Origin of the sequence: Bacillus sp. PDNC022, from assembly GCF_016919285.1 — a bacterium.
GTDB classification, from domain to species: domain Bacteria; phylum Bacillota; class Bacilli; order Bacillales; family Bacillaceae; genus Bacillus; species Bacillus safensis.
Map to the genome: position 1 here is coordinate 2289493 of NZ_CP070345.1, position 18818 is coordinate 2308310.

Genomic DNA, 18818 nt, shown 5'->3' on the forward strand with positions numbered 1-18818 from the left:
TCTCCCTACTTGTACGCTGAGTAGGGTTTTTTATTGAAAAAATGCGTGAAAGCATAAAAAAACAGGCTCTCTACAGAGAACCTGTTTTAAAAGGATGAAGATTAAGCAGTTTTTTGAACGTTAGCAGCTTGAGCTCCACGAGAACCTTGCTCTACGTCAAATGTTACTTTTTGACCTTCGTCTAAAGATTTGAATCCGTCACCTTGGATAGCTGAGAAATGTACGAATACATCGTCGCCTTCTTCACGTTCGATAAATCCAAAACCTTTTTCTGCGTTAAACCATTTTACTGTACCTTGTTCCATGTTTGTTGCCTCCTCGTGCGTATACCACACAATGTATTATACTATCCTTGCCCAAAGTATCCTCAAGACGAAAAGTCTTTCTTCATGCTATCCTTTACGCCGAACAAAAATAATTATTCTTATTGTAGCATGAATCGGAAATAATTGCAATTTTGGATTAGAAAGAACATCACACATGATATGGGACACTAATTAGACAGGGGGAGCTTAATGATGGGAATTTTCTGGTTAAAAAGAAGAAACTCTCCTTTTTAGCGCGTCCCCTTGTGCATAAAATCTGTTTTTTCAGCTCCAAAAAGGGAATCTTTATCTAAATTCTCTCTAAAATCGACTTAACAAAATCTGTTTTTCCCTCTGCATATTTGTGTTTGTCATTTTTATTTTCATTTGATAGGTTAAGTTTAAGCTGTTGGTACTCACTTCTTGCTAGTTCGTTACTTCTCAGGTAATCCCTAAAATTTATTTGTTCGAGTAGATATCTATTGCCTCTTTGATACATATGGATTTGATGTGTACGTGGTTCTCCTTTGCTGAAATAGTGTCTTTCAGGTAATACATTGATCCCTCTATAAGAATAACCAAGCCCTTGCAAAGCTGTTACGCACTGTTCTCCGTCAAGAAAATGATTGATTTCAATCGCAATATCAATAATAGGTTTCGCACTCAAACCATTTACTGCTGTACTTCCAATATGGTGTACATTCACTATGTACTTTCCGATAACTTCTACTATTCGTTTCTTTTCACTTTCAAATTCTTTGACCCATTCAATGGACCAAGGTACTAAAAAAACCTCCCCTCTTGGTAATCCAAGCATGTACTCAACCCTACTTTATGATTTTGTTGTTTATATGGAAATTTTCATTATACGTCACATTGGTAGAGAACATCTTACTAATAGTTGTGTAGCATTTCGTCGGATTTAACAATATAACCTTTTAAACGATATTAGTATGATTGGACTGCATTATATAAAAATATTATTCTCAAACAAAAAGTCCACTCACTTAAGATGAGTGGACATTCATTTAGATAAAACTTGCTAAGCATTTTCCAACTCAATTCGATTTAACCAATTATGGACTAATGAGTTAAATACTTCGGGTTGTTCAATCTGCAGGTTGTGACCACCCATATCAAACACCGCAAAAGTGGCTCTTGGATAATCTTCGATGAGCCGCCACGCATCGTGATATCCGACTACATTGTCCTGGCGCCCTGTGATAATGAGCGTTGGATACTTAAGTTCAGATGAAATATCGAAGGTAAAACCATAACCATTTTGATGTATATTGTTGATGAAATCATGATTTGTTTGTTTAGAAGGAAGTAAAATTTCATCTCGAAACCGCTCCCATTCCACTTTCCCTTGCACAACGGCCATGGAGCAAAATTCATCTGCCTCCTCTGAAGACAATTGCGATATAATGCTGCTGTCACTTTTTAAAACAGTCGCCTCTGGTACGACTCTTTCATCGAATTCTGGTATAGTCATTGGCGCCACAAGCAGTAATCCACGAACGGTTTCCCGGCGTGAATGAACGATACCTCTGGCTATGTACCCTCCATATGAATAACCACAAACAATAAACTGTTCATCAGGGATGATCTCGTCCAAAAGACGCAATACCGCCTCTAGCATATCATCAGAGTTCTGAATAGATGGATGTGGCTTTGAACGTCCCATACCTGGTAAATCTATGTATATTCGCTTCCAACCGCTTCGTTTTTCGAATATCGGTTCCAATGCATGTAACATTACTTGATGGTCAAGTGTCCAACCATGCAATATCACGATCGGGAATCCTTCTCCAATGACTTTATGGTAAATTGACATGTATTTATTTCCCCTTTCCTAGGGCTTCTCTAGTAATTTCAACATTTTTTGTTGTTTGGCTTGTTAGGAAACTACGTTGTGATATCCCAAAAACTTCCAACTAGATTAAATGTTGTGAAACCTGTTTATATTCTTTCAATTCATCATAGCAAATCCCCATATTCATGTGTGACATTGAAATGCTTTATGTTGCTTCAATTTTTCAAGAATTAAAAATTGTTCCAAATCTCTTCCATATTCTAATGAATTGATCAGTTTTTTTGCTACAATAAATTGACAACGAACAGTTTGAACTACATACTCTCCATACACGCTAAAATATAAAATTCCGAGAGGAGAAATCAAATGAATCCTTTGCTGTTAGATATTCCTTTACAGTTAGAAACAGAAAGACTTATTCTTCGAGCACCACACCAAACAGGAGACGGGGAAATTGTAAACCAAGCAATAAAGGATTCCTTTTCTGAATTAAAAGCGTGGTTGCCATTTGCTCAAGAACTTCAGACTGCTGAAGAAACAGAGATCAATTTAAGAAATGCTCATATCAATTTTTTAAAGAGGGAAAGTTTCCGTTTTCTTATTTTTGATAAAAACAGCAATCACTTCATTGGGACAACTAGCCTTCAGAGGATTGACTGGACCATTCCTAAATGTGAGATTGGGTACTGGGTAAATACAAAGTTTAGTGGGAATGGATATATGACAGAAGCAGTGGAGAAATTAGCTGACTTCGGATTAAACAATATCAAATTTAGAAGAATTGAAATAAGGTGTGAATCAACAAACCTCAAAAGTCGGGCTATCCCAGAAAAACTTGGCTTTGTATTTGAAGGCACTTTAAGAAATGATGATTTATCCGCAGATGGCAGCAATCTGACTGACACTTGTTTTTATTCCATAATAAAATAACCTTATGTAGCAATTAAAGTAATGGGTGCATTAGTGTAACAAGAAAAAACATAGCATATTAATTATATGCTATGTTTTTTAATTTTGGTCTTGATAAGTGGGTCTCCCCCTCTAACTTTGTCCTTATTGCCTTTACTTCTTCATAATCTGGTGTTTTCATTAATAAACTCTGACAGAAAGTTTTTAGCAGCAGGCTCCCAACACAAGACCACAATGTAACTGCAATCAGCTTCGACCTGTCACGAGGTACTTTTTGTTTTTCTTTTTTATCCGAGTCAATTTCTTTAATGGAGCAATTGGATTCACTCTCCATTCATAGATCTCTAAAGACTTTCCTCCTGATTAGCTTTCATGTTTCTTGCCATCTTTCATAGTTCGGTCTGTTTTAACTCCGTCACCATCACTTCTACTGGTTTACCTTAATTCCAACGACCTCAACACTCTGTTTATGAAAGGACTCGTAACCTGTTTTATTTCAAAAAAAAGATGCTACATGTTGAAACACCTTGTTTGTATTGACAGCTCTCATTAGCAGGGTAATATTACACTTGATTATTTAAACAAGAATTTTTATACAACCAGTTTATAGCATCATTAAGGTCATTGGCTATATAATCTATTTTAATCCCACTTAATTTATCAAAGTGTTCACGAAGTGAATATTCACCAGCCCCCGTTCTAACCAAAATTTTAATACTTCCTACTTTATCAGCTGCAACAATATCACTCCAACGGTCCCCAATTACGACGCAATTTTCGAGAGTTAAATCGTGTTTTTGTTGAGCTTCCATTAACATTCCTATGCCAGGCTTCCTACAAGAGCATCCGTCATTATGACCGTGTGGACATATATATACTTCGTCAAAACCAAAACCTTTCAATTCCTCTTTAAAATCTTCTACTTTAGCTAATCCACTTGATATACCAGGTTGATTTGTAAAAGAGAATATTTTCACATTATCTTTTTTTAGTTTATTAATTTGAATTGCTGTATAAGGAAAGAGTTCGAATTCTCCGGGATAATGAATAGTTTCATCACCACCAATTGTTCCATCTCTATCTAAAAAAATTGCTTCTATCTGTTTCATGTTATACCCCCATTATCTAGCAACTGCTCCCGCGTTAAGATTCATTTCAATTAGAAAATTTTGATGACATCAGTTTATCATAAATATTTATTATCAAAGTCCCCTAATACAATTAAAATCTTTTCAACTCTCCTTCTTTTCAATTTGTTTCATTCTTTCCAAGAAAGATAAAAAGGACGCTACACGAAATAACACCCTTTTATCTTTTGCTTCTCAATATAAATTTTTAAGCTCGTCATTAGACCACCTAGCAAATAACTTGTCTTGTAAAATGTGTAACGATATTCAGCGACTCTTGTGACAACATAGACCACGATAGATATAAGAAAGAAATTGATGTCAACAAAGCCTCAACATTTATTAATGGAGAACATGTACTAATAGAGCCTAAAACAAAGAAATAAGGCTAATCAGTATAACCAGTAAACTTTTAAGCTTATTAGCTCAATGGAGGCACGAACAAGAGAAATTATTTAATGATTTAGGTGTTTTCCATTCAGATGAAACACTAATTTTTCAATATAAGATACACCTCCTAGAAAAGATATTGTTTCACGTAAAATTAAATATTTCTGTAGTATAGATGAAAATTTAAAAGTTATTAGACTGAATAATCTTAGACACTCTCATGTTGCTTTATTAATTGATCAAGGAGAAGAATATCATACAATCAAAGAAAGACTCGGACATGCCTCTATTCGAACAACAATTAGACATATATTGTCACTTATTTCCTAACAAACAAAAGGCTATGGTTGAAAAATTGGACGATATTATATTTAAATATCGATGTCAAACAAAAAAGTCCACCTACTTAAGGTGAGTGGACAGATTTATTTAGAAGTTATATAAAATAAAAATACCAAAGGTCTACAACCCTTGGTATCATTGATGTGGCGAAGAAGACTTGAACCTCCACGGGTTATTCACCCACTAGGCCCCAACATTGTGAAAGCTTATTTTCATTACACCCTTTATCTTCATTTTCTTTAATTTCTATCTGGTTTCATGAACTTTGGTTAAAATGGTGATTCAATAGCAATTCAATTCGAGTACGTTTTCAAAGCGTGCTGTCATTTTTCTATGTTAGATTTAAATAACGTTTTTCAATTATTCAACTAACCCATTTCGTATGGAAAATACTACAGCTTGTGTCCGATCTTCAACACCAAGTTTTTGAAAAATACGATGGACATGTGACTTAACTGTCCCTTGTGATATATGAAGAATGTCCGCAATTTCTGAATTTCTCCGACCATAAGCCATTTGCTGCAAAACATCGGTTTCGCGTTCAGTTAAGGGTTCGTGCAAGTCTGAAGTTTTGGTATCATTTTGTTCAGTATTCTTACCTTCACTAATGGCTTTTGCAAGTGCTTTACTAGCCATTGCTGTTCGGTAGATCGCTTGACCTTGGTTAACCCATCGAATACCATCTAGAAGTTCTTTCGTATCGGTATCCTTTAATAAATAACCAACAGCACCGGCTCGAATGCCATCAAATACATAATCTTGGACATCGAATGTTGTAAGAAGCACCACTTTGATATAAGGCATTGAATCAAGAATGTTGTAAGTAGCTTCTATGCCAGTACCATTTGGCATTTGAATATCCATTAGGACCACATCAGGATTCGTGTTTTTTGTCATCTCTATCGTTGTTTTCCCATCAGCTGCTTCACCAACAACTTCCATGTCTGCTTGTGAATCAATGATATACTTTAAACCCTGACGGACAATAGGTTGATCATCAGCCAGTACGATTCGAATCTTATTTTTTTCATCCATTTCCCATTTCCTCCCACAAAAGAATGAAACTCATTTTTTACGGATTATGTATATCATGATGTGACCTTTTTTCTATTGGGAGCGTTATCTCAATACAAAGACCATGCGGTTTCACCGAAGTAAATGTACACGTCCCTCCATGTTGTTGACAACGTTCTATCATTCCATTTAATCCGAACCCTACTTTCAACGGGACATCATTCACATAGTCTCCATTATCAGATACCTTTAAAATAATTTCATCATTCACTTCCTGAAGGTGAATTGTAACCGATGTGGCATTTGAGTGACGTAAAATGTTAGTTAGGGATTCTTGAAGTGTGCGGTATAGTACAATACTGGTTTCATTGGGCCATTCGGAAATTTTTGATTCCTGAACAAAATTGAATTTTATTGGAGAGCGACCTTGAATTTGAGATACAAGTCCTTTTAATGCGATAATCCCGAGACCCATTTCATCACTTGACCATTCTCTTACCGAAAAACGAACTTCAGCCATAGCTTTCCTAGCTATCTGAAGTAATTGCGTGGTTACTTCAGATGCCTTTTTCGGTTCATCCGGCAGCATAATTTCAAGAGCCTGCAGCTGAATAATTAAGGATGTGAGCTGGTGGCCAAGACCATCATGAATTTCACGAGCAAGCCTTATACGTTCTTCTAAAGCTGCATATTTCATGGAATTCATAGTAGCTTCCTGCAGTTCAGCGTGCGCTTCTTTTAACTCTTGATGTGCCTTGTTTATTTCTTGCAGGTGTAATTCCTTCATTCGATAAGCATTTTTCCAAATCTTACGAATTAAGACCACTATAAATAATCCTACTAAGATAAGAGGTGCTGTGAAAGTAACAGGCCGAGATATGCATATAAAAACCACTATTGTAAGTAAGGCCAGAATAGAAGATAAATACTTGTACTTATCATAAACCGTTGCCAAAATCCAAACTAATGGCCATAACAAAGCTGCGTCAGTTATGCCGTATACATTATTCAAAATTAATTCTATTGCTAAAATCAAGAGTGAAATAACAGCATATTTTACTCCACTCAACCAAGTCTCCCGTGCCCACAGTAAGACGAAATATAACAGTATTATTAAAGAAAATCCAATGACAGCCTCAAATACTTGATTCGTGAATTCTTTATACAACACATATAACAAAGCAATGGTTGCAATGACCTTAATCAATCGCGTATTCGCATCAAAAAGCAAACCTTATCACTTCCTCATTCTTATCAATTCCATATCTCTTGAGTTTATTCCGTTATAGTAACAAATAACAAACCAGTTGTGCCTCTACCTACAGATATATTTTTTCTTTTTTAAAATCAGTCAACGGATAGAAGATGGATACTTTGATAGTTGATATAGTCTTAAGTGTACGATTCATAGCTTGAGCTTAGGTCGATTTTTTAACATTAAATTCTACACAGCTTATATAAATCAGGCTAAATATATATTACGGAGGAATTGATTTGGATACTCAAACGTGGTTAATCATGGGGACGATCTTTTTAGTTGTTTTATTTACACAATTTGGACGAAAGAAATTTACGGTGCGAAATGCTATTTTGCCGTTTATTATATGTGGTATTGTCATAAAAATGTACGTTAAGGATATTCCCACATCAGGAAATGACATTGTTGCATTAGGGTTTATGATAGCTGCAGGCATTTTATTTGGAATATTGATTCTTTTCACTGTCAAAATAGAATGGTCTGAGGGAAAAGCCTTCACCATTGCAGGCATACCTTATTTATTATTATGGATAATCGGTCTCGGTTGGCGCATTGTATTAACTAACTATGCTGAACATTGGAATCCACAGCGCTTTATGGAGTTCATGATCACACATAAATTGGATGTTGATATCATACCACCTGCCTTTATCTTTTTTACACTTGCTATGTTTACAACAAGAATTCTCGGTATCTTCATTCGACTCCAATTGAGTCGTAAAAAAGCTGCAACAAGTGTCTAAATTAAATGATGTAAAATTAGATGTCCATGTTGTAATATTGGTGTTATCACTAGAATGAAAAAGAAAAGAAGAGGTTAACCCCAAAAGGCCTCTTCTTTTTTATATGCTGATATCTTGGATATACAAGAGTGTTAGGAGAAAATGGAGAAAAGATTTATGCACCAACTCGATCTACAGTAATTTTAAAGAATAGACGTATATGGTCACTTATTTCCTAACAAACAAAATGCTATGGCTGAAAAATTGGGACATGATATAAAAATATCGATCTCAAACAAAAAAAGTCCACTTACTTAAGGTGAGTGGACAGATTCATTTAGAAATAAAAAAACCAAAGGTCTACAACCTTTGGTATCATTGATGCGGCCGAGAGGACTTGAACCTCCACGGGTTATTCACCCACTAGGCCCTCAACCTAGCGCGTCTGCCATTCCGCCACGACCGCGTGTATGATGTGCTCATATATTCATAAGTGCACTGTTTGAAAAAAACAATGCGGGTGAAGGGACTTGAACCCCCACGTCATAAAGACACTAGATCCTAAGTCTAGCGCGTCTGCCAATTCCGCCACACCCGCGTGACAATGGTGAGCCATGAAGGACTCGAACCTTCGACCCTCTGATTAAAAGTCAGATGCTCTACCAACTGAGCTAATGGCTCATCTGCTATGCAGAAAAACATATATAAAAAATGGCTGGGCTAGCTGGATTCGAACCAACGCATGACGGAGTCAAAGTCCGTTGCCTTACCGCTTGGCTATAGCCCAACGAATCAAAAAACAAAACATGACCCGTACGGGATTCGAACCCGTGTTACCGCCGTGAAAGGGCGGTGTCTTAACCGCTTGACCAACGGGCCATACAATAATGGCGGAGAAGGAGGGATTTGAACCCTCGCGCCGCTTACGCGACCTACACCCTTAGCAGGGGCGCCTCTTCAGCCACTTGAGTACTTCTCCATTATGGCTCCGCAGGTAGGACTCGAACCTACGACCGATCGGTTAACAGCCGATAGCTCTACCACTGAGCTACTGCGGAATAATAAGACATGTTTCATTATATCTATGCCAGAAAAATGTGTCAAGAATTTTTAAGTGTTTCATTCCTGTCTCATTAGCGACGGCTTTTATAATTTAACATATACTAATATAACAGTCAAGCCTTTCTTCCTTCCTTTTTGTTTTCTGTTTAGACATGACAGAAAGACCCCGACCTCTAACTGAAAGACCAAGGCCTCCGCTGCTGCGCTCCCTATGAGTTCATGACAGCTTATACTTTCGCATCCACTTATAAAAGGTGCTTCTTGGCACACCTGCTGACCTCGCTGCTTCTGACACATGACCTTTTGTTTTGTGCAGTGCTTCTATCACTGTTTGCTTTTGAATGCGTTCCCTAAACGTGAGCTCTTTTGGAATCTCGGTACATTCTACTGGAGGCAGCTTCTGCTTTTTCTGATCCATCGTCTCTAATACCGCCGCATATTGCGATTCACCAATCCATCCTCCTTTAGGAAACAGAACCCTTATATGTTCAAACAGATTAAAAAGTTCTCGTATGTTTCCAGGCCAATGGTACGCTTCTAGCTTCCGAAAAAATGATTCAGGAAATGTCGCATTCCATTGGTGTTTCTTTTGGTAATAACGATATAAATCAACAATGTCTTCTTTTCTTTCTCTAAGCGGCGGGATGTTGATTGGATAGACATGAAGACGGTAATACAAATCTTCACGTATTTTCCCTTCTTTCAACAGTTCGTTCATATTTCGGTGTGTCGCTGTAATGATTCTAATATCCAAAGGGATTTCGTGTGTCCCGCCGAGCGGTACGACTTTTCTTTCTTCAATGACCCTAAGAAGCGCCACTTGCATCGCATAAGGGATTTCGCCAATTTCGTCTAAAAAGAGCGTTCCTTTTTGGGCCTGTTCAAATTTCCCCTTTGCTCCATGACGCTTTGCCCCTGTAAAAGCTCCTTCAGCATAACCAAATAGTTCGCTTTCTAACAGGCTTTCAGGTATGGCTCCACAATTCACGGCAATAAACGGTCCTTTATGTCTTTCACTAGCTAAGTGAATCGCTCGAGCGGCCAGTTCTTTCCCTGTACCTGTTTCTCCCCAAATATATACATTAGCATCTGTTTGTGCCGCTCGTTTCAATTCGCTGAGCGTCTGCTGAAATGCCGTACTTGTTCCAGATTCCCCGGGAAATTGAGCAAAAGAAACGGTTATATTGCTCTTCGCTGCTTCTTCAAGAGAAAAAGACATCCCAAGCGGCTTTCCGTCTTGTTCTGACTGAATGATCTGCTTGTCCCGTGTAACAAATGTATCGTCCATGAGCAGCGCAACATCCATTCCGTACCAGTCTGAAAACCGGTCTCTAATCGGCTTACTTGCCAAAACAATCTGCTTTTTCTCATTACAGACAACATATGGTTCGTCCGCTTCTACCTGCTGGAGACAAAGACTGACCAGCTCCATCTCTTTCCTTTTTTGCTGGACCTGAATTTCTCTCTCGATGGCATATGCAACTGCTGAAGCCATTCCAAGCGTAAAAGGATGACTTTGATCCGCCATACAGGAAATATCAATGACTCCTATGATCGTGCCATCTGCATCACGAATAGGGGCCGCTGAACAACTCCAATGGTGGGAAGCGACTGAAAAATGCTCAGTTCCGTTGATCGCTACAGCTTCTCCAATGACCAGTGCCGTTCCAATAGCGTTCGTCCCCACATCGGCTTCGGTCCAGCGCGCACCCTCCATAAAATTTATTTTTTTCGCTTCTACCAGCGTCCTTTGGCTTCCAGTCAGACTTAGCACATAACCATCTGCATCGATGAGTAAAGCCATCATGTCAGATTCTTTTAATTGCTGACTGATTTTATTTAAGTAAGGAAGAGCGGCATTTAGAAAGAGTGAGTACTTCTTTTTTTGAACACTGAATAATTCCTTTTCTAACAACGACTGTCCTTTATCTAAATACGGATTCACATTTGCCTGTTTACATCTGTGCCATGACTCCATCACTCTCTTATCCAGACGAGACCTATCAAGCAAACCTTCACGAACAAAACGTTTCCAAGTATTTAAATAGCAAGGCGTCGGATTCATTCCATCCTCTCCTCTGGGGGCTTTTTATCCATTATAGATAATTATAAAAGCGCTTTCAATTATTGGCTGACCCAGGAAGTCATTCGGATAGAAAGTTTCTCTATCAGCAGTGCACCGCTCGTCCATTTGTTTGCAGCAAGGCTTCGTGTATCGCCTCAGAGAGTGTCGGATGTGCCGCAATAAACTGCTCTAATGTATCAGCTGTCAACTCTGAATGCATCATCACTGCCGCTTGTCCAATCAGTTCTGTTGCATTCGGCCCGATGATGGATACACCTAAAATTTCTTGATATTGCGGTTCGACAATGACCTTTACTTGACCAGCTGGCTGATTTAAAATTAATGCTTTTCCATTTGCAGAGAATGCGAATTTCCCTATTCGAATCTCCCCATATTGTTTTCTAGCATTCTCTTCATTTAAACCGACACTAGCGATTTCTGGAGACGTGTAGATGCACCTTGGAATCACGTGTTCATTGACTTTTACATCTTCACCTGATGCATGTGATGCCGCAATCGTTCCTTCATGAAAAGCAGCATGAGCAAGCTGAACGCCGCCTGTCACATCACCGCACGCATAGATATGCGGGAGATTGGTTTGCATATGCTCATTCACGCAGATGCCGTTTCTATCAAATTCAATGCCGATCTGCTCAAGATTCAGCTCTCCCAGCCTCGGCTTTCTGCCAATGGCCACTAAACAATGATCGGACTCGATTTCAAAGCGCTCCCCATGATCCTTCTCAACCACCACTTTTTTTGAGATTGCATCAAGCTGTTTGACTGCTGATGATGTCAAAATCTCTACACCTGCTTTTTGAAGCTGATCGTGAAGACAGTTAGCTGTATCGTGATCTTCTTCAGGTAAAATGTGTGCTGCCTGTTCCACCATGACAACCTTTGACCCCATTCTGCTAAAGATGCTTGCAAACTCACAGCCGATCACCCCTCCACCAATGATACAAAGTGAATCTGGTATTGAAGGGAGCGTCATCGCATCCTTACTATCAATGACCCACTCTCTATCAAATGGGGCGAAAGGTAAAGCAGCAGGTTCTGATCCTGAAGCAATAATGATTTGTTTTGCCTGAATGATTTCAGATTTCCCTTCACTTTCTATCAATAGCTCATGTGCTGAAAGAAATGATGCCTTCCCATTTAACACGCTGATTTTGTTTTTATTCATCAAATAACGAACGCCATCAGTCAGCTGCTTGACGACTGACCGCTTCCGCTTTTGAACGGCATCCCAATGAATGACAGGCTCCTTCCCTGGAAGCTCAATTCCAAAGTGTCCAGCTGATTTCACATGCTCATACATATCGGCGCTTTGCAAAAGTGCTTTCGTTGGAATACAGCCTTCATTCAGGCAGGTACCTCCTAACAGGCCTTGGTCGATTAGTACAACCTCTCTGTCAAAACGGGCGGCTGTTATTGCCGCCACATATCCTGCTGGCCCGCCTCCTATAATGACAAGCGTCATTCATTTCACCTTCTTCCTATAAAAGAATGGATACTGGATTTTCTAAATACATTTTAATAGTTGATAAAAATTGTGATGCCGGCGCTCCGTCCAGCACGCGATGGTCAAAGGTCAGACTGAGTGGCAGGATCGTCCCTTTACATAATTCATTCCCATGATAAACAGGCATGTGATCCGCTTTGCCAACACCAAGAATACCTGCTTCCGGTGGATTCAAAATCGGTGTGAAATGTTCCACACCATAGGCGCCTAGATTAGTGATTGTAAAGGTAGAGCCTTCAATTTCATCGTGGAGAAGTCTACCTTCACGTGCTTTTTTACCATACGATTTGATACTCTTCGCCAGCTCAATAAGTGAAAGTTTTTCCGCATGCCGAATAACAGGCACTGCCAGCCCGTGATCTAAAGCAGCAGCGATTCCAAGATGAACATACTCAAAAGTTTCGACTCTATCATTCTGATATTGACTGTTCATTGCAGGATGCTCTAGCAGGGAAAGAATCACTGCTTTTGCTACAAAATCAGTCATGGTTAATTTCATATCGTGTCGTGCTCCAGCTGTTTCGTTCAACTCAGACTGTAATGCTGTCAGCTTTGTCACATCCGCTTTCATCGTTATTGTTAATTGTGCGCTTGTTTGCAGGCTTTCCATCATTCGCGAGGCAATGGTTTTCCGCATCATGCTGACTGGCTGATGCTTTGTTGGTTCATTTTGTTGTTTTTGTTTTTCTTTTTCTTTTTCATCAGGAAGTGCCCGAAGCACATCCGCTTTCGTGATTCTCCCATCTGGACCTGTTCCCACTAGTGTATGAATATCCAGATTAGCACTTTGAGCAATCTTACGTGCAACAGGGGAGATTTTAATTCTCTCTTTCTTTTGTTTTGGCGGCAGGCCTTTTTCTTTCTTTTCCTCGACCTGTTCATTTCCTTCACCGATATAGCAGATGACAGTGCCAGGCGGTACACCTTCTCCCTCAGGCACTTTTATATCCAATATGGTTCCTTCAGCAGGTGATTCGATCTCCATTTCAATTTTTTCAGAGTTGATGCTTGCAATGCTTTCCCCTTTATTTACAGTCTCTCCGATCTCTTTATTCCAGACAGATACCGTTCCTTCTTTCATTGACATGCCCAATTTCGGCATCACAACCTCGACAGCCATCTCCCTCTCTCCTTTCTTTAGTTCAAGATCTTGTCATGACTCTTTCCAACCATCTCTAAGACGGTGTTCACAACCTTATCAGGTGTCGGCAAATAGATATCTTCAAGCGGTGGTGAAAACGGAACCGGTGTATGAGGAGCCGTCACTTTTTTGATTGGAGCGTCAAGTAAATCGAACCCTTTATCCGCAACCAGAGAAGAAATATCTGCGGCAATTCCGCACCTCGGATTTGCTTCATCTACAATGACAAGCCGATTTGTTTTTTCTACTGAAGTTAGAATGGCCTCTTCATCGAGCGGTGACAAGCTTCTTGGATCAATCACCTCTGCTTCAATTCCTTGGACAGCCAATTGCTCTGCCGCTTCGAGTGCTGTATGAACTTGTTTGCCTACTGCAAAAATGGTCACATCTGAGCCTTCTCTTTTCACATCTGCTTTGCCAAGCGGCAGCGTGTAGTATCGCTCTGGAACATCTCCTGTGATATTGTAAAGCGTTTTGTCTTCAAAAAAGATGACAGGGTCCTGATCCTCGATGGCTGCCAGCAGCAATCCTTTGGCATCGTATGGTGAAGAAGGCACCACTACTTTCAATCCAGGGATGCTTGTAAATAGCGCATACAAGCTTTGCGAATGCTGAGCAGCTGCTCTAAAACCCGCTCCATGTGTCGTTCTAATCGTGATCGGCACCTCTGCTTTTCCGCCAAACATATATCGGAATTTTGCTCCTTGATTCAGCACTTGATCCAGACAGGTGCCGATAAAATCATTAAACATGAGTTCTGCAATTGGTCTTAGCCCTGTGGAAGCTGCTGCCATGGCCGCACCTACATAGCCAGCTTCACTAATCGGTGTGTCAAGAACTCGCTCACGTCCAAACTCCTGAACGATTCCTTTCGTTACACCAAGCACACCACCCCATGCTTCATCATCCTGTAAGTGATCGACATGAGCGCCTCCAGCAACATCTTCCCCCATTAAAATGACATCCTCGTCTCTTCTCATGGCAAGTTTAATCGCTTCATTTAATGCACTAGACATGCTGATTTCTCTTGTCATTTTCCTCTCCCCCTTTGATTTATTGATACGAAACATACACGTCGGTCAATAATTCGGTCTGATCTGGATATTCACTTTCTTCACTGAATGTAACGGCTTCATCTATCGCTTCTGCTACAGCCGCTTCAATATTTGATAGCTCTCCATTCGTCAGCAGCTGCTGCTTGATTAATTCATTTTTAAAAAGAGCGATCGCATCTCTCTCTTCTTGGTGTTCTGTTTTTTCTTGATTGGTTTTATAACGCTGGGCGTCTCCTTCGAAATGGCCATAATTTCGATATGTCATGCATTCAATTAATGTCGGACCTTCTCCATTTTTTGCTCGTTCAATTGCTTGTTCTGCGGCTTGATAAACAGCCATCACATCTTTTCCATCTACTTGAATCCCAGGAATGTCATAACCGGCCGCTCGATCTACGATTGATTTGCAGCTTGAAGCATAGGAAAATGGTGTCGCTTCCCCGTACCCATTGTTTTCTGCAATGAAAATGACGGGCAGTTTCCAGATGGCCGCGAGATTAATTCCTTCGTGGAAAGTCCCTTGATTGTTTGCACCATCCCCAAAAAAGCAAACGCTTACATTTTTTGTCTTTTTATATTTAGCTGTGAGGGCTGCCCCGCACGCAAGAGGAAAGCCCCCTCCAACAATTCCGTTGGCACCAAGCATTCCTTTATCAAAATCTGCAATGTGCATGGATCCGCCTTTGCCTTTACAGAGACCTGTGGCTTTTCCATAGATTTCTGCCATCATCCCTTTTAGATCACAGCCCTTCGCTATACAGTGGCCGTGGCCCCGGTGGGTACTTGTAATACTGTCTTTTTCATTCAGATGAGCACAGACTCCTACGGCAACAGCTTCTTCGCCAGCATAAAGATGGACAAACCCCGGCAAAATTCCTTTTGTAAAAAGCGTGTGCACTCGGTCTTCAAATTGGCGGATTTCCTGCATCTTTTGATACATCCATACGGCTTTTTCTTTAGTCAATGCCATTTCCATTTAGTAAAACCTCCTATCTTTTTTGCTTGCACTTATATACAAGCAAAAATCATGCCAACATGACGACCCATGAACACTTATGCTTTGACCGAATCACACCGATGAAAAAAGAGACAAAATGAGACATGCGTCTCTTTTTGTCTCAATATGTTCACACATCTATTGGAACAAAAAAAGCATCTCCTTAGAGGAAATGCTTTTCACAATGAATCGGTTGTACGCTCCCACTTTAATTTCCCTTTGCAGACGCCGCATACATAACGAGAGGTATCAAACCGTCTTTTCCTTATAAAAGACCTGCCGCATCCTGTGCAGACATATTCATGGCGTTTCTCCGCACGCCGCTTATTTCGTACGGTCTTTAGCGGTGTACAAAAACGCGGGGCTCCTACTTGTTTTAATAACGCTTTAAAATCACGGTCGCGATGCTGATAGCCCTTTCCCTCAAGGTGCAGATGATAATGACACAGCTCATGCTTGATGATCCCGATTAATTCTTCTCGTCCATGCTCCTCTAGATATCGGCGGTTCAGTTCAATATTGTGTGTACCAAGTAAATATCGCCCGCCTGTCGTTTTTAGCCGGTCATTAAAAATAGCCTGATGGCGGAATGTCTTGCCAAAGAAATGTTGGGAAATGTGTTCTGTTAACTGCTGTAACTCTCTCTCGTTCAATCAAGATCGTTCCTTTCTATAAAAACCTCGAACGGGACAATTTCCCCTATGCATACATTGAAGGTACATCCACTGTTTCGATCAAAGGAGGAATGGGCGATGCCCAATTGGCTGAAAAATCAGATGCAGAAGGCATTTTATGAGAAAAATCATTATCAAATCAAATTGCTGAATCAATGCTGGTACTTTTATAGAAAAAAACATTCAGTCACATCAAGGCACACCCCATCCTAAGGTGCGCCTCGTTTTTTGTTTACTCTGGTTTCAGCATGGAGAGGGCAACGCGGCCTTTTGCTTGGTCAACGGAGTCCACCCATACGGTCACAATGTCACCAACTGATACAACATCAAGCGGATGCTTCACAAAACGGTTGCTTAGTTTAGAAATATGCACAAGCCCATCCTGCTTTACGCCAATATCAACAAATGCGCCGAAGTCTACAACGTTTCTCACCGTTCCTTGCAGCTCCATTCCTTGCTTCAAGTCCTCCAATTTCAACACATCTGTTTTGAGCAGCGGTTTTGGTACTTCATCCCGCGGATCACGCTCAGGTCTTGTCAGCTGATCGATGATATCTTGAAGTGTAATTGTCCCAATGTCCAGCTGCTGGGCTGCTTCGTCCAGTTTCACTTCAGCAATTTTCTCTTTTAACTGCTCTGTGCCAAGATCGTCTGGCGTCATGTTGATCATGCGTAAAAACTGTTTTGTTTCTTTATAGCTCTCGGGGTGAATGCCTGTACGGTCAAGCGGATCTTGTCCGTCTGTAATGCGAAGGAAACCGATACACTGCTCATATGTCTTAGCACCGAGCCTTGGGATATCCTTCAATTCTTTTCTGCTTGTGAATCTCCCAATCTCTTCGCGCCTTTTGATGATATTCCCAGCGACGGTTTTTGAAAGGCCTGATACATATTGCAGCAGCGCCTGTGAGGCTGTATTGACGTTCACACCAACTTGGTTGACGACTGTCTCAACGACAAAGGTTAACGAGCTGTTTAATTGCTTTTGACTCACGTCATGCTGGTATTGGCCCACACCGACAGACTTCGGATCAATTTTCACGAGCTCTGCTAAAGGATCTTGTAATCTTCTAGCGATTGAGATGGCGCTTCGTTCTTCGACTTGCAGATCTGGAAACTCTTCTCGCGCAAGTGCAGATGCGGAGTATACACTTGCTCCTGCTTCATTCACGATTAAATAGGACACTGGCTGATCCAGCTCTTGAATCAAGTCTGCAATGAATTGTTCAGTCTCTCTTGAGGCTGTTCCGTTTCCAATCGCAATAACTTCAATGTTTGATGATTGAATGATCTCTTTCACTTTTTGTTTCGCTTCCGCTTTTTTCTGCACAGGCGGGTGCGGGTAAATAACGCCAATATGATGGACTTTTCCCGTATCATCCACGACAGCTAATTTACAGCCTGTCCGAAATGCGGGGTCGACTCCAAGTACACGTTTCCCTTTCATTGGCGGCTGAAGCAGCAGTTTTCTTAAGTTTTCAGCAAAAATATGAATCGCTTGTTCCTCTGCTTTTTCTGTCAGCTCTTTTCGTATTTCACGTTCGATGGAAGGCTGAATGAGGCGTTTATATGCATCATCAATTGCCGCTTCAATAAACGGTCTCGCCGTCGTCTGTTTGCCTTTTAGAACTTGTTTGTCGAGATAGAAGCGAATATTTTCAGCAGGTGGTTCGATGGCTGCCTTTAAAATGCCTTCTTTCTCCCCGCGGTTGACCGCTAATACACGGTGCGGGACAATCTTTTTGATTGGCTCTTGATAATCGTAATACATTTCATAGACATTTTTCTCATCGCTTTCGACGTCTTTTCCTGATGTGACCAGACTGCCCTTTTGGTACGTTTCACTGCGAATCCATTTTCGCATATCGGGATCATCTGCCAGCTGTTCAGCAATGATGTGCTGCGCACCCTCAAGTGCCTCTTCTACATTTGCCACTTCTTTTTCTTCGTTAATAAAAGCAGCTGCTTTCTTCTCGATCTGATCGCTTGGCAGCGTGAGTAAATATTCCGCCAGCGGCTCCAGCCCTTTTGCTTTGGCTACATTCGCCTTTGTTTTGCGCTTTTGTTTGAATGGCCGGTATAAATCTTCGACCTCTTGCAGTTTATGAGCTTGTTCAATTTTCTGTTTTAATTCATCGGTTAGTTTGTCTTGTTCAGCAATTAAGCGAATGACTTCTTCTTTTCGGTTCGTGACATTTTGGATATATGTATAGCGCTCTGAAATGGTTTGAATTTGCACCTCATCCAGTGAGCCTGTCTGCTCTTTCCGATAACGGGCAATAAACGGGACGGTGTTGCCATCCTCTAAAAGCTTGATCACACTTTCAATTTGTTTCGTTGAAAGCTTTAATTCAGTTGCAATTTGTTTCAATAAAAAGTCAGATGTCTTCATACTTTGCATCCTCTCACTGTGTCT

16 protein-coding genes, 7 tRNA genes and 2 pseudogenes are annotated in these 18818 nt (G+C 40.5%); 3 read left to right on the plus strand and 22 right to left on the minus strand.

Going from position 1 to position 18818, the window contains the following annotated elements; genetic code table 11:
- Positions 1–101 precede the first annotated feature (101 nt).
- The 3 genes from JVX94_RS11865 to JVX94_RS11875 form a co-directional block, all read right to left on the minus strand.
- Complete coding sequence (locus JVX94_RS11865; RefSeq protein ID WP_003214229.1) at positions 102–305, minus strand: cold-shock protein; 204 nt, start codon at positions 303–305, stop codon at positions 102–104.
- Between the two features lie 310 nt (positions 306–615).
- A complete protein-coding gene (locus JVX94_RS11870; protein ID WP_095407816.1) occupies positions 616–1122 on the minus strand; it encodes a GrpB family protein in 507 nt (168 codons plus the stop codon).
- Positions 1123–1347: 225 nt separating this feature from the next.
- Positions 1348–2142 carry an alpha/beta fold hydrolase gene (locus JVX94_RS11875; protein WP_205183242.1) on the minus strand — a complete coding sequence of 265 codons (795 nt, stop codon included), beginning with the start codon at positions 2140–2142 and terminating at the stop codon, positions 1348–1350.
- 345 nt (positions 2143–2487) lie between these two features.
- Here JVX94_RS11875 and JVX94_RS11885 point away from each other — a divergent pair, with 345 nt between their 5' ends.
- Positions 2488–3051, plus strand: coding sequence for a GNAT family N-acetyltransferase (locus JVX94_RS11885; RefSeq protein ID WP_205183244.1), 564 nt, complete (start codon positions 2488–2490; stop codon positions 3049–3051).
- Between the two features lie 187 nt (positions 3052–3238).
- On the opposite strand, the pseudogene JVX94_RS19585 reads toward JVX94_RS11885, so the two are convergent.
- The 5 genes and pseudogenes from JVX94_RS19585 to JVX94_RS11910 form a co-directional block, all read right to left on the minus strand.
- Positions 3239–3316, minus strand: a pseudogene (locus JVX94_RS19585) (hypothetical protein); the annotation flags it as partial.
- 277 nt (positions 3317–3593) lie between these two features.
- Positions 3594–4139: an HAD-IIIA family hydrolase gene (locus JVX94_RS11895; protein ID WP_144557642.1), complete on the minus strand. Its 546-nt coding sequence runs from the start codon at positions 4137–4139 to the stop codon at positions 3594–3596.
- Between the two features lie 123 nt (positions 4140–4262).
- A pseudogene (locus JVX94_RS11900) lies at positions 4263–4429 on the minus strand (hypothetical protein); the annotation flags it as partial.
- A gap of 820 nt (positions 4430–5249) precedes the next feature.
- Positions 5250–5924, minus strand: a complete 675-nt coding sequence (locus tag JVX94_RS11905) for a response regulator transcription factor (protein ID WP_205183249.1) — start codon at positions 5922–5924, stop codon at positions 5250–5252.
- Positions 5925–5961: 37 nt separating this feature from the next.
- On the minus strand, positions 5962–7134 hold the full coding sequence (locus JVX94_RS11910; protein ID WP_205183252.1) for a sensor histidine kinase: 1173 nt from the start codon (positions 7132–7134) through the stop codon (positions 5962–5964).
- Between the two features lie 263 nt (positions 7135–7397).
- Here JVX94_RS11910 and JVX94_RS11915 point away from each other — a divergent pair, with 263 nt between their 5' ends.
- Complete coding sequence (locus tag JVX94_RS11915; protein WP_095407812.1) at positions 7398–7904, plus strand: hypothetical protein; 507 nt, start codon at positions 7398–7400, stop codon at positions 7902–7904.
- A 361-nt stretch (positions 7905–8265) separates the two neighbouring features.
- Here the strand turns inward: JVX94_RS11915 and JVX94_RS11920 are convergent.
- The 13 genes from JVX94_RS11920 to JVX94_RS11980 all read right to left on the minus strand — a co-directional run bounded on the left by JVX94_RS11920 (position 8266) and on the right by JVX94_RS11980 (position 16381).
- A tRNA-Leu gene (locus JVX94_RS11920) sits at positions 8266–8349 on the minus strand.
- A gap of 49 nt (positions 8350–8398) precedes the next feature.
- A tRNA-Leu gene (locus JVX94_RS11925) sits at positions 8399–8481 on the minus strand.
- 7 nt (positions 8482–8488) lie between these two features.
- Positions 8489–8564 (minus strand) — tRNA-Lys (locus JVX94_RS11930).
- A gap of 31 nt (positions 8565–8595) precedes the next feature.
- Positions 8596–8670, minus strand: a tRNA-Gln gene (locus JVX94_RS11935).
- A 20-nt stretch (positions 8671–8690) separates the two neighbouring features.
- A tRNA-Glu gene (locus JVX94_RS11940) sits at positions 8691–8762 on the minus strand.
- A 9-nt stretch (positions 8763–8771) separates the two neighbouring features.
- Positions 8772–8862 (minus strand) — tRNA-Ser (locus tag JVX94_RS11945).
- A gap of 4 nt (positions 8863–8866) precedes the next feature.
- A tRNA-Asn gene (locus JVX94_RS11950) sits at positions 8867–8941 on the minus strand.
- Between the two features lie 221 nt (positions 8942–9162).
- Positions 9163–11010 (minus strand): sigma-54-dependent Fis family transcriptional regulator, encoded by a 1848-nt coding sequence (locus JVX94_RS11955; RefSeq protein ID WP_205183255.1) that lies wholly within the window; start codon positions 11008–11010, stop codon positions 9163–9165.
- A 103-nt stretch (positions 11011–11113) separates the two neighbouring features.
- Positions 11114–12493, minus strand: coding sequence for a dihydrolipoyl dehydrogenase (gene lpdA / locus JVX94_RS11960; protein WP_205183257.1), 1380 nt, complete (start codon positions 12491–12493; stop codon positions 11114–11116).
- Positions 12494–12509: 16 nt separating this feature from the next.
- On the minus strand, positions 12510–13655 hold the full coding sequence (locus tag JVX94_RS11965) for a dihydrolipoamide acetyltransferase family protein (RefSeq protein WP_205183260.1): 1146 nt from the start codon (positions 13653–13655) through the stop codon (positions 12510–12512).
- Between the two features lie 17 nt (positions 13656–13672).
- On the minus strand, positions 13673–14710 hold the full coding sequence (locus JVX94_RS11970; RefSeq protein ID WP_095407808.1) for an alpha-ketoacid dehydrogenase subunit beta: 1038 nt from the start codon (positions 14708–14710) through the stop codon (positions 13673–13675).
- 19 nt (positions 14711–14729) lie between these two features.
- Positions 14730–15707, minus strand: coding sequence for a thiamine pyrophosphate-dependent dehydrogenase E1 component subunit alpha (locus JVX94_RS11975; protein ID WP_144486171.1), 978 nt, complete (start codon positions 15705–15707; stop codon positions 14730–14732).
- Positions 15708–15907: 200 nt separating this feature from the next.
- The gene (locus JVX94_RS11980) at positions 15908–16381 is read right to left on the minus strand and encodes a SprT family protein (protein WP_111289827.1); all 474 of its coding nucleotides are present in this window, start codon (positions 16379–16381) and stop codon (positions 15908–15910) included.
- Positions 16382–16480: 99 nt separating this feature from the next.
- Between JVX94_RS11980 and cmpA the strand changes: the two genes are divergently transcribed.
- On the plus strand, positions 16481–16615 hold the full coding sequence (cmpA, locus tag JVX94_RS11985; RefSeq protein WP_008346893.1) for a cortex morphogenetic protein CmpA: 135 nt from the start codon (positions 16481–16483) through the stop codon (positions 16613–16615).
- A gap of 19 nt (positions 16616–16634) precedes the next feature.
- Here the strand turns inward: cmpA and JVX94_RS11990 are convergent, their stop codons facing one another.
- Complete coding sequence (locus JVX94_RS11990) at positions 16635–18794, minus strand: Tex family protein (RefSeq protein ID WP_144486169.1); 2160 nt, start codon at positions 18792–18794, stop codon at positions 16635–16637.
- Positions 18795–18818: the final 24 nt, after the last annotated feature.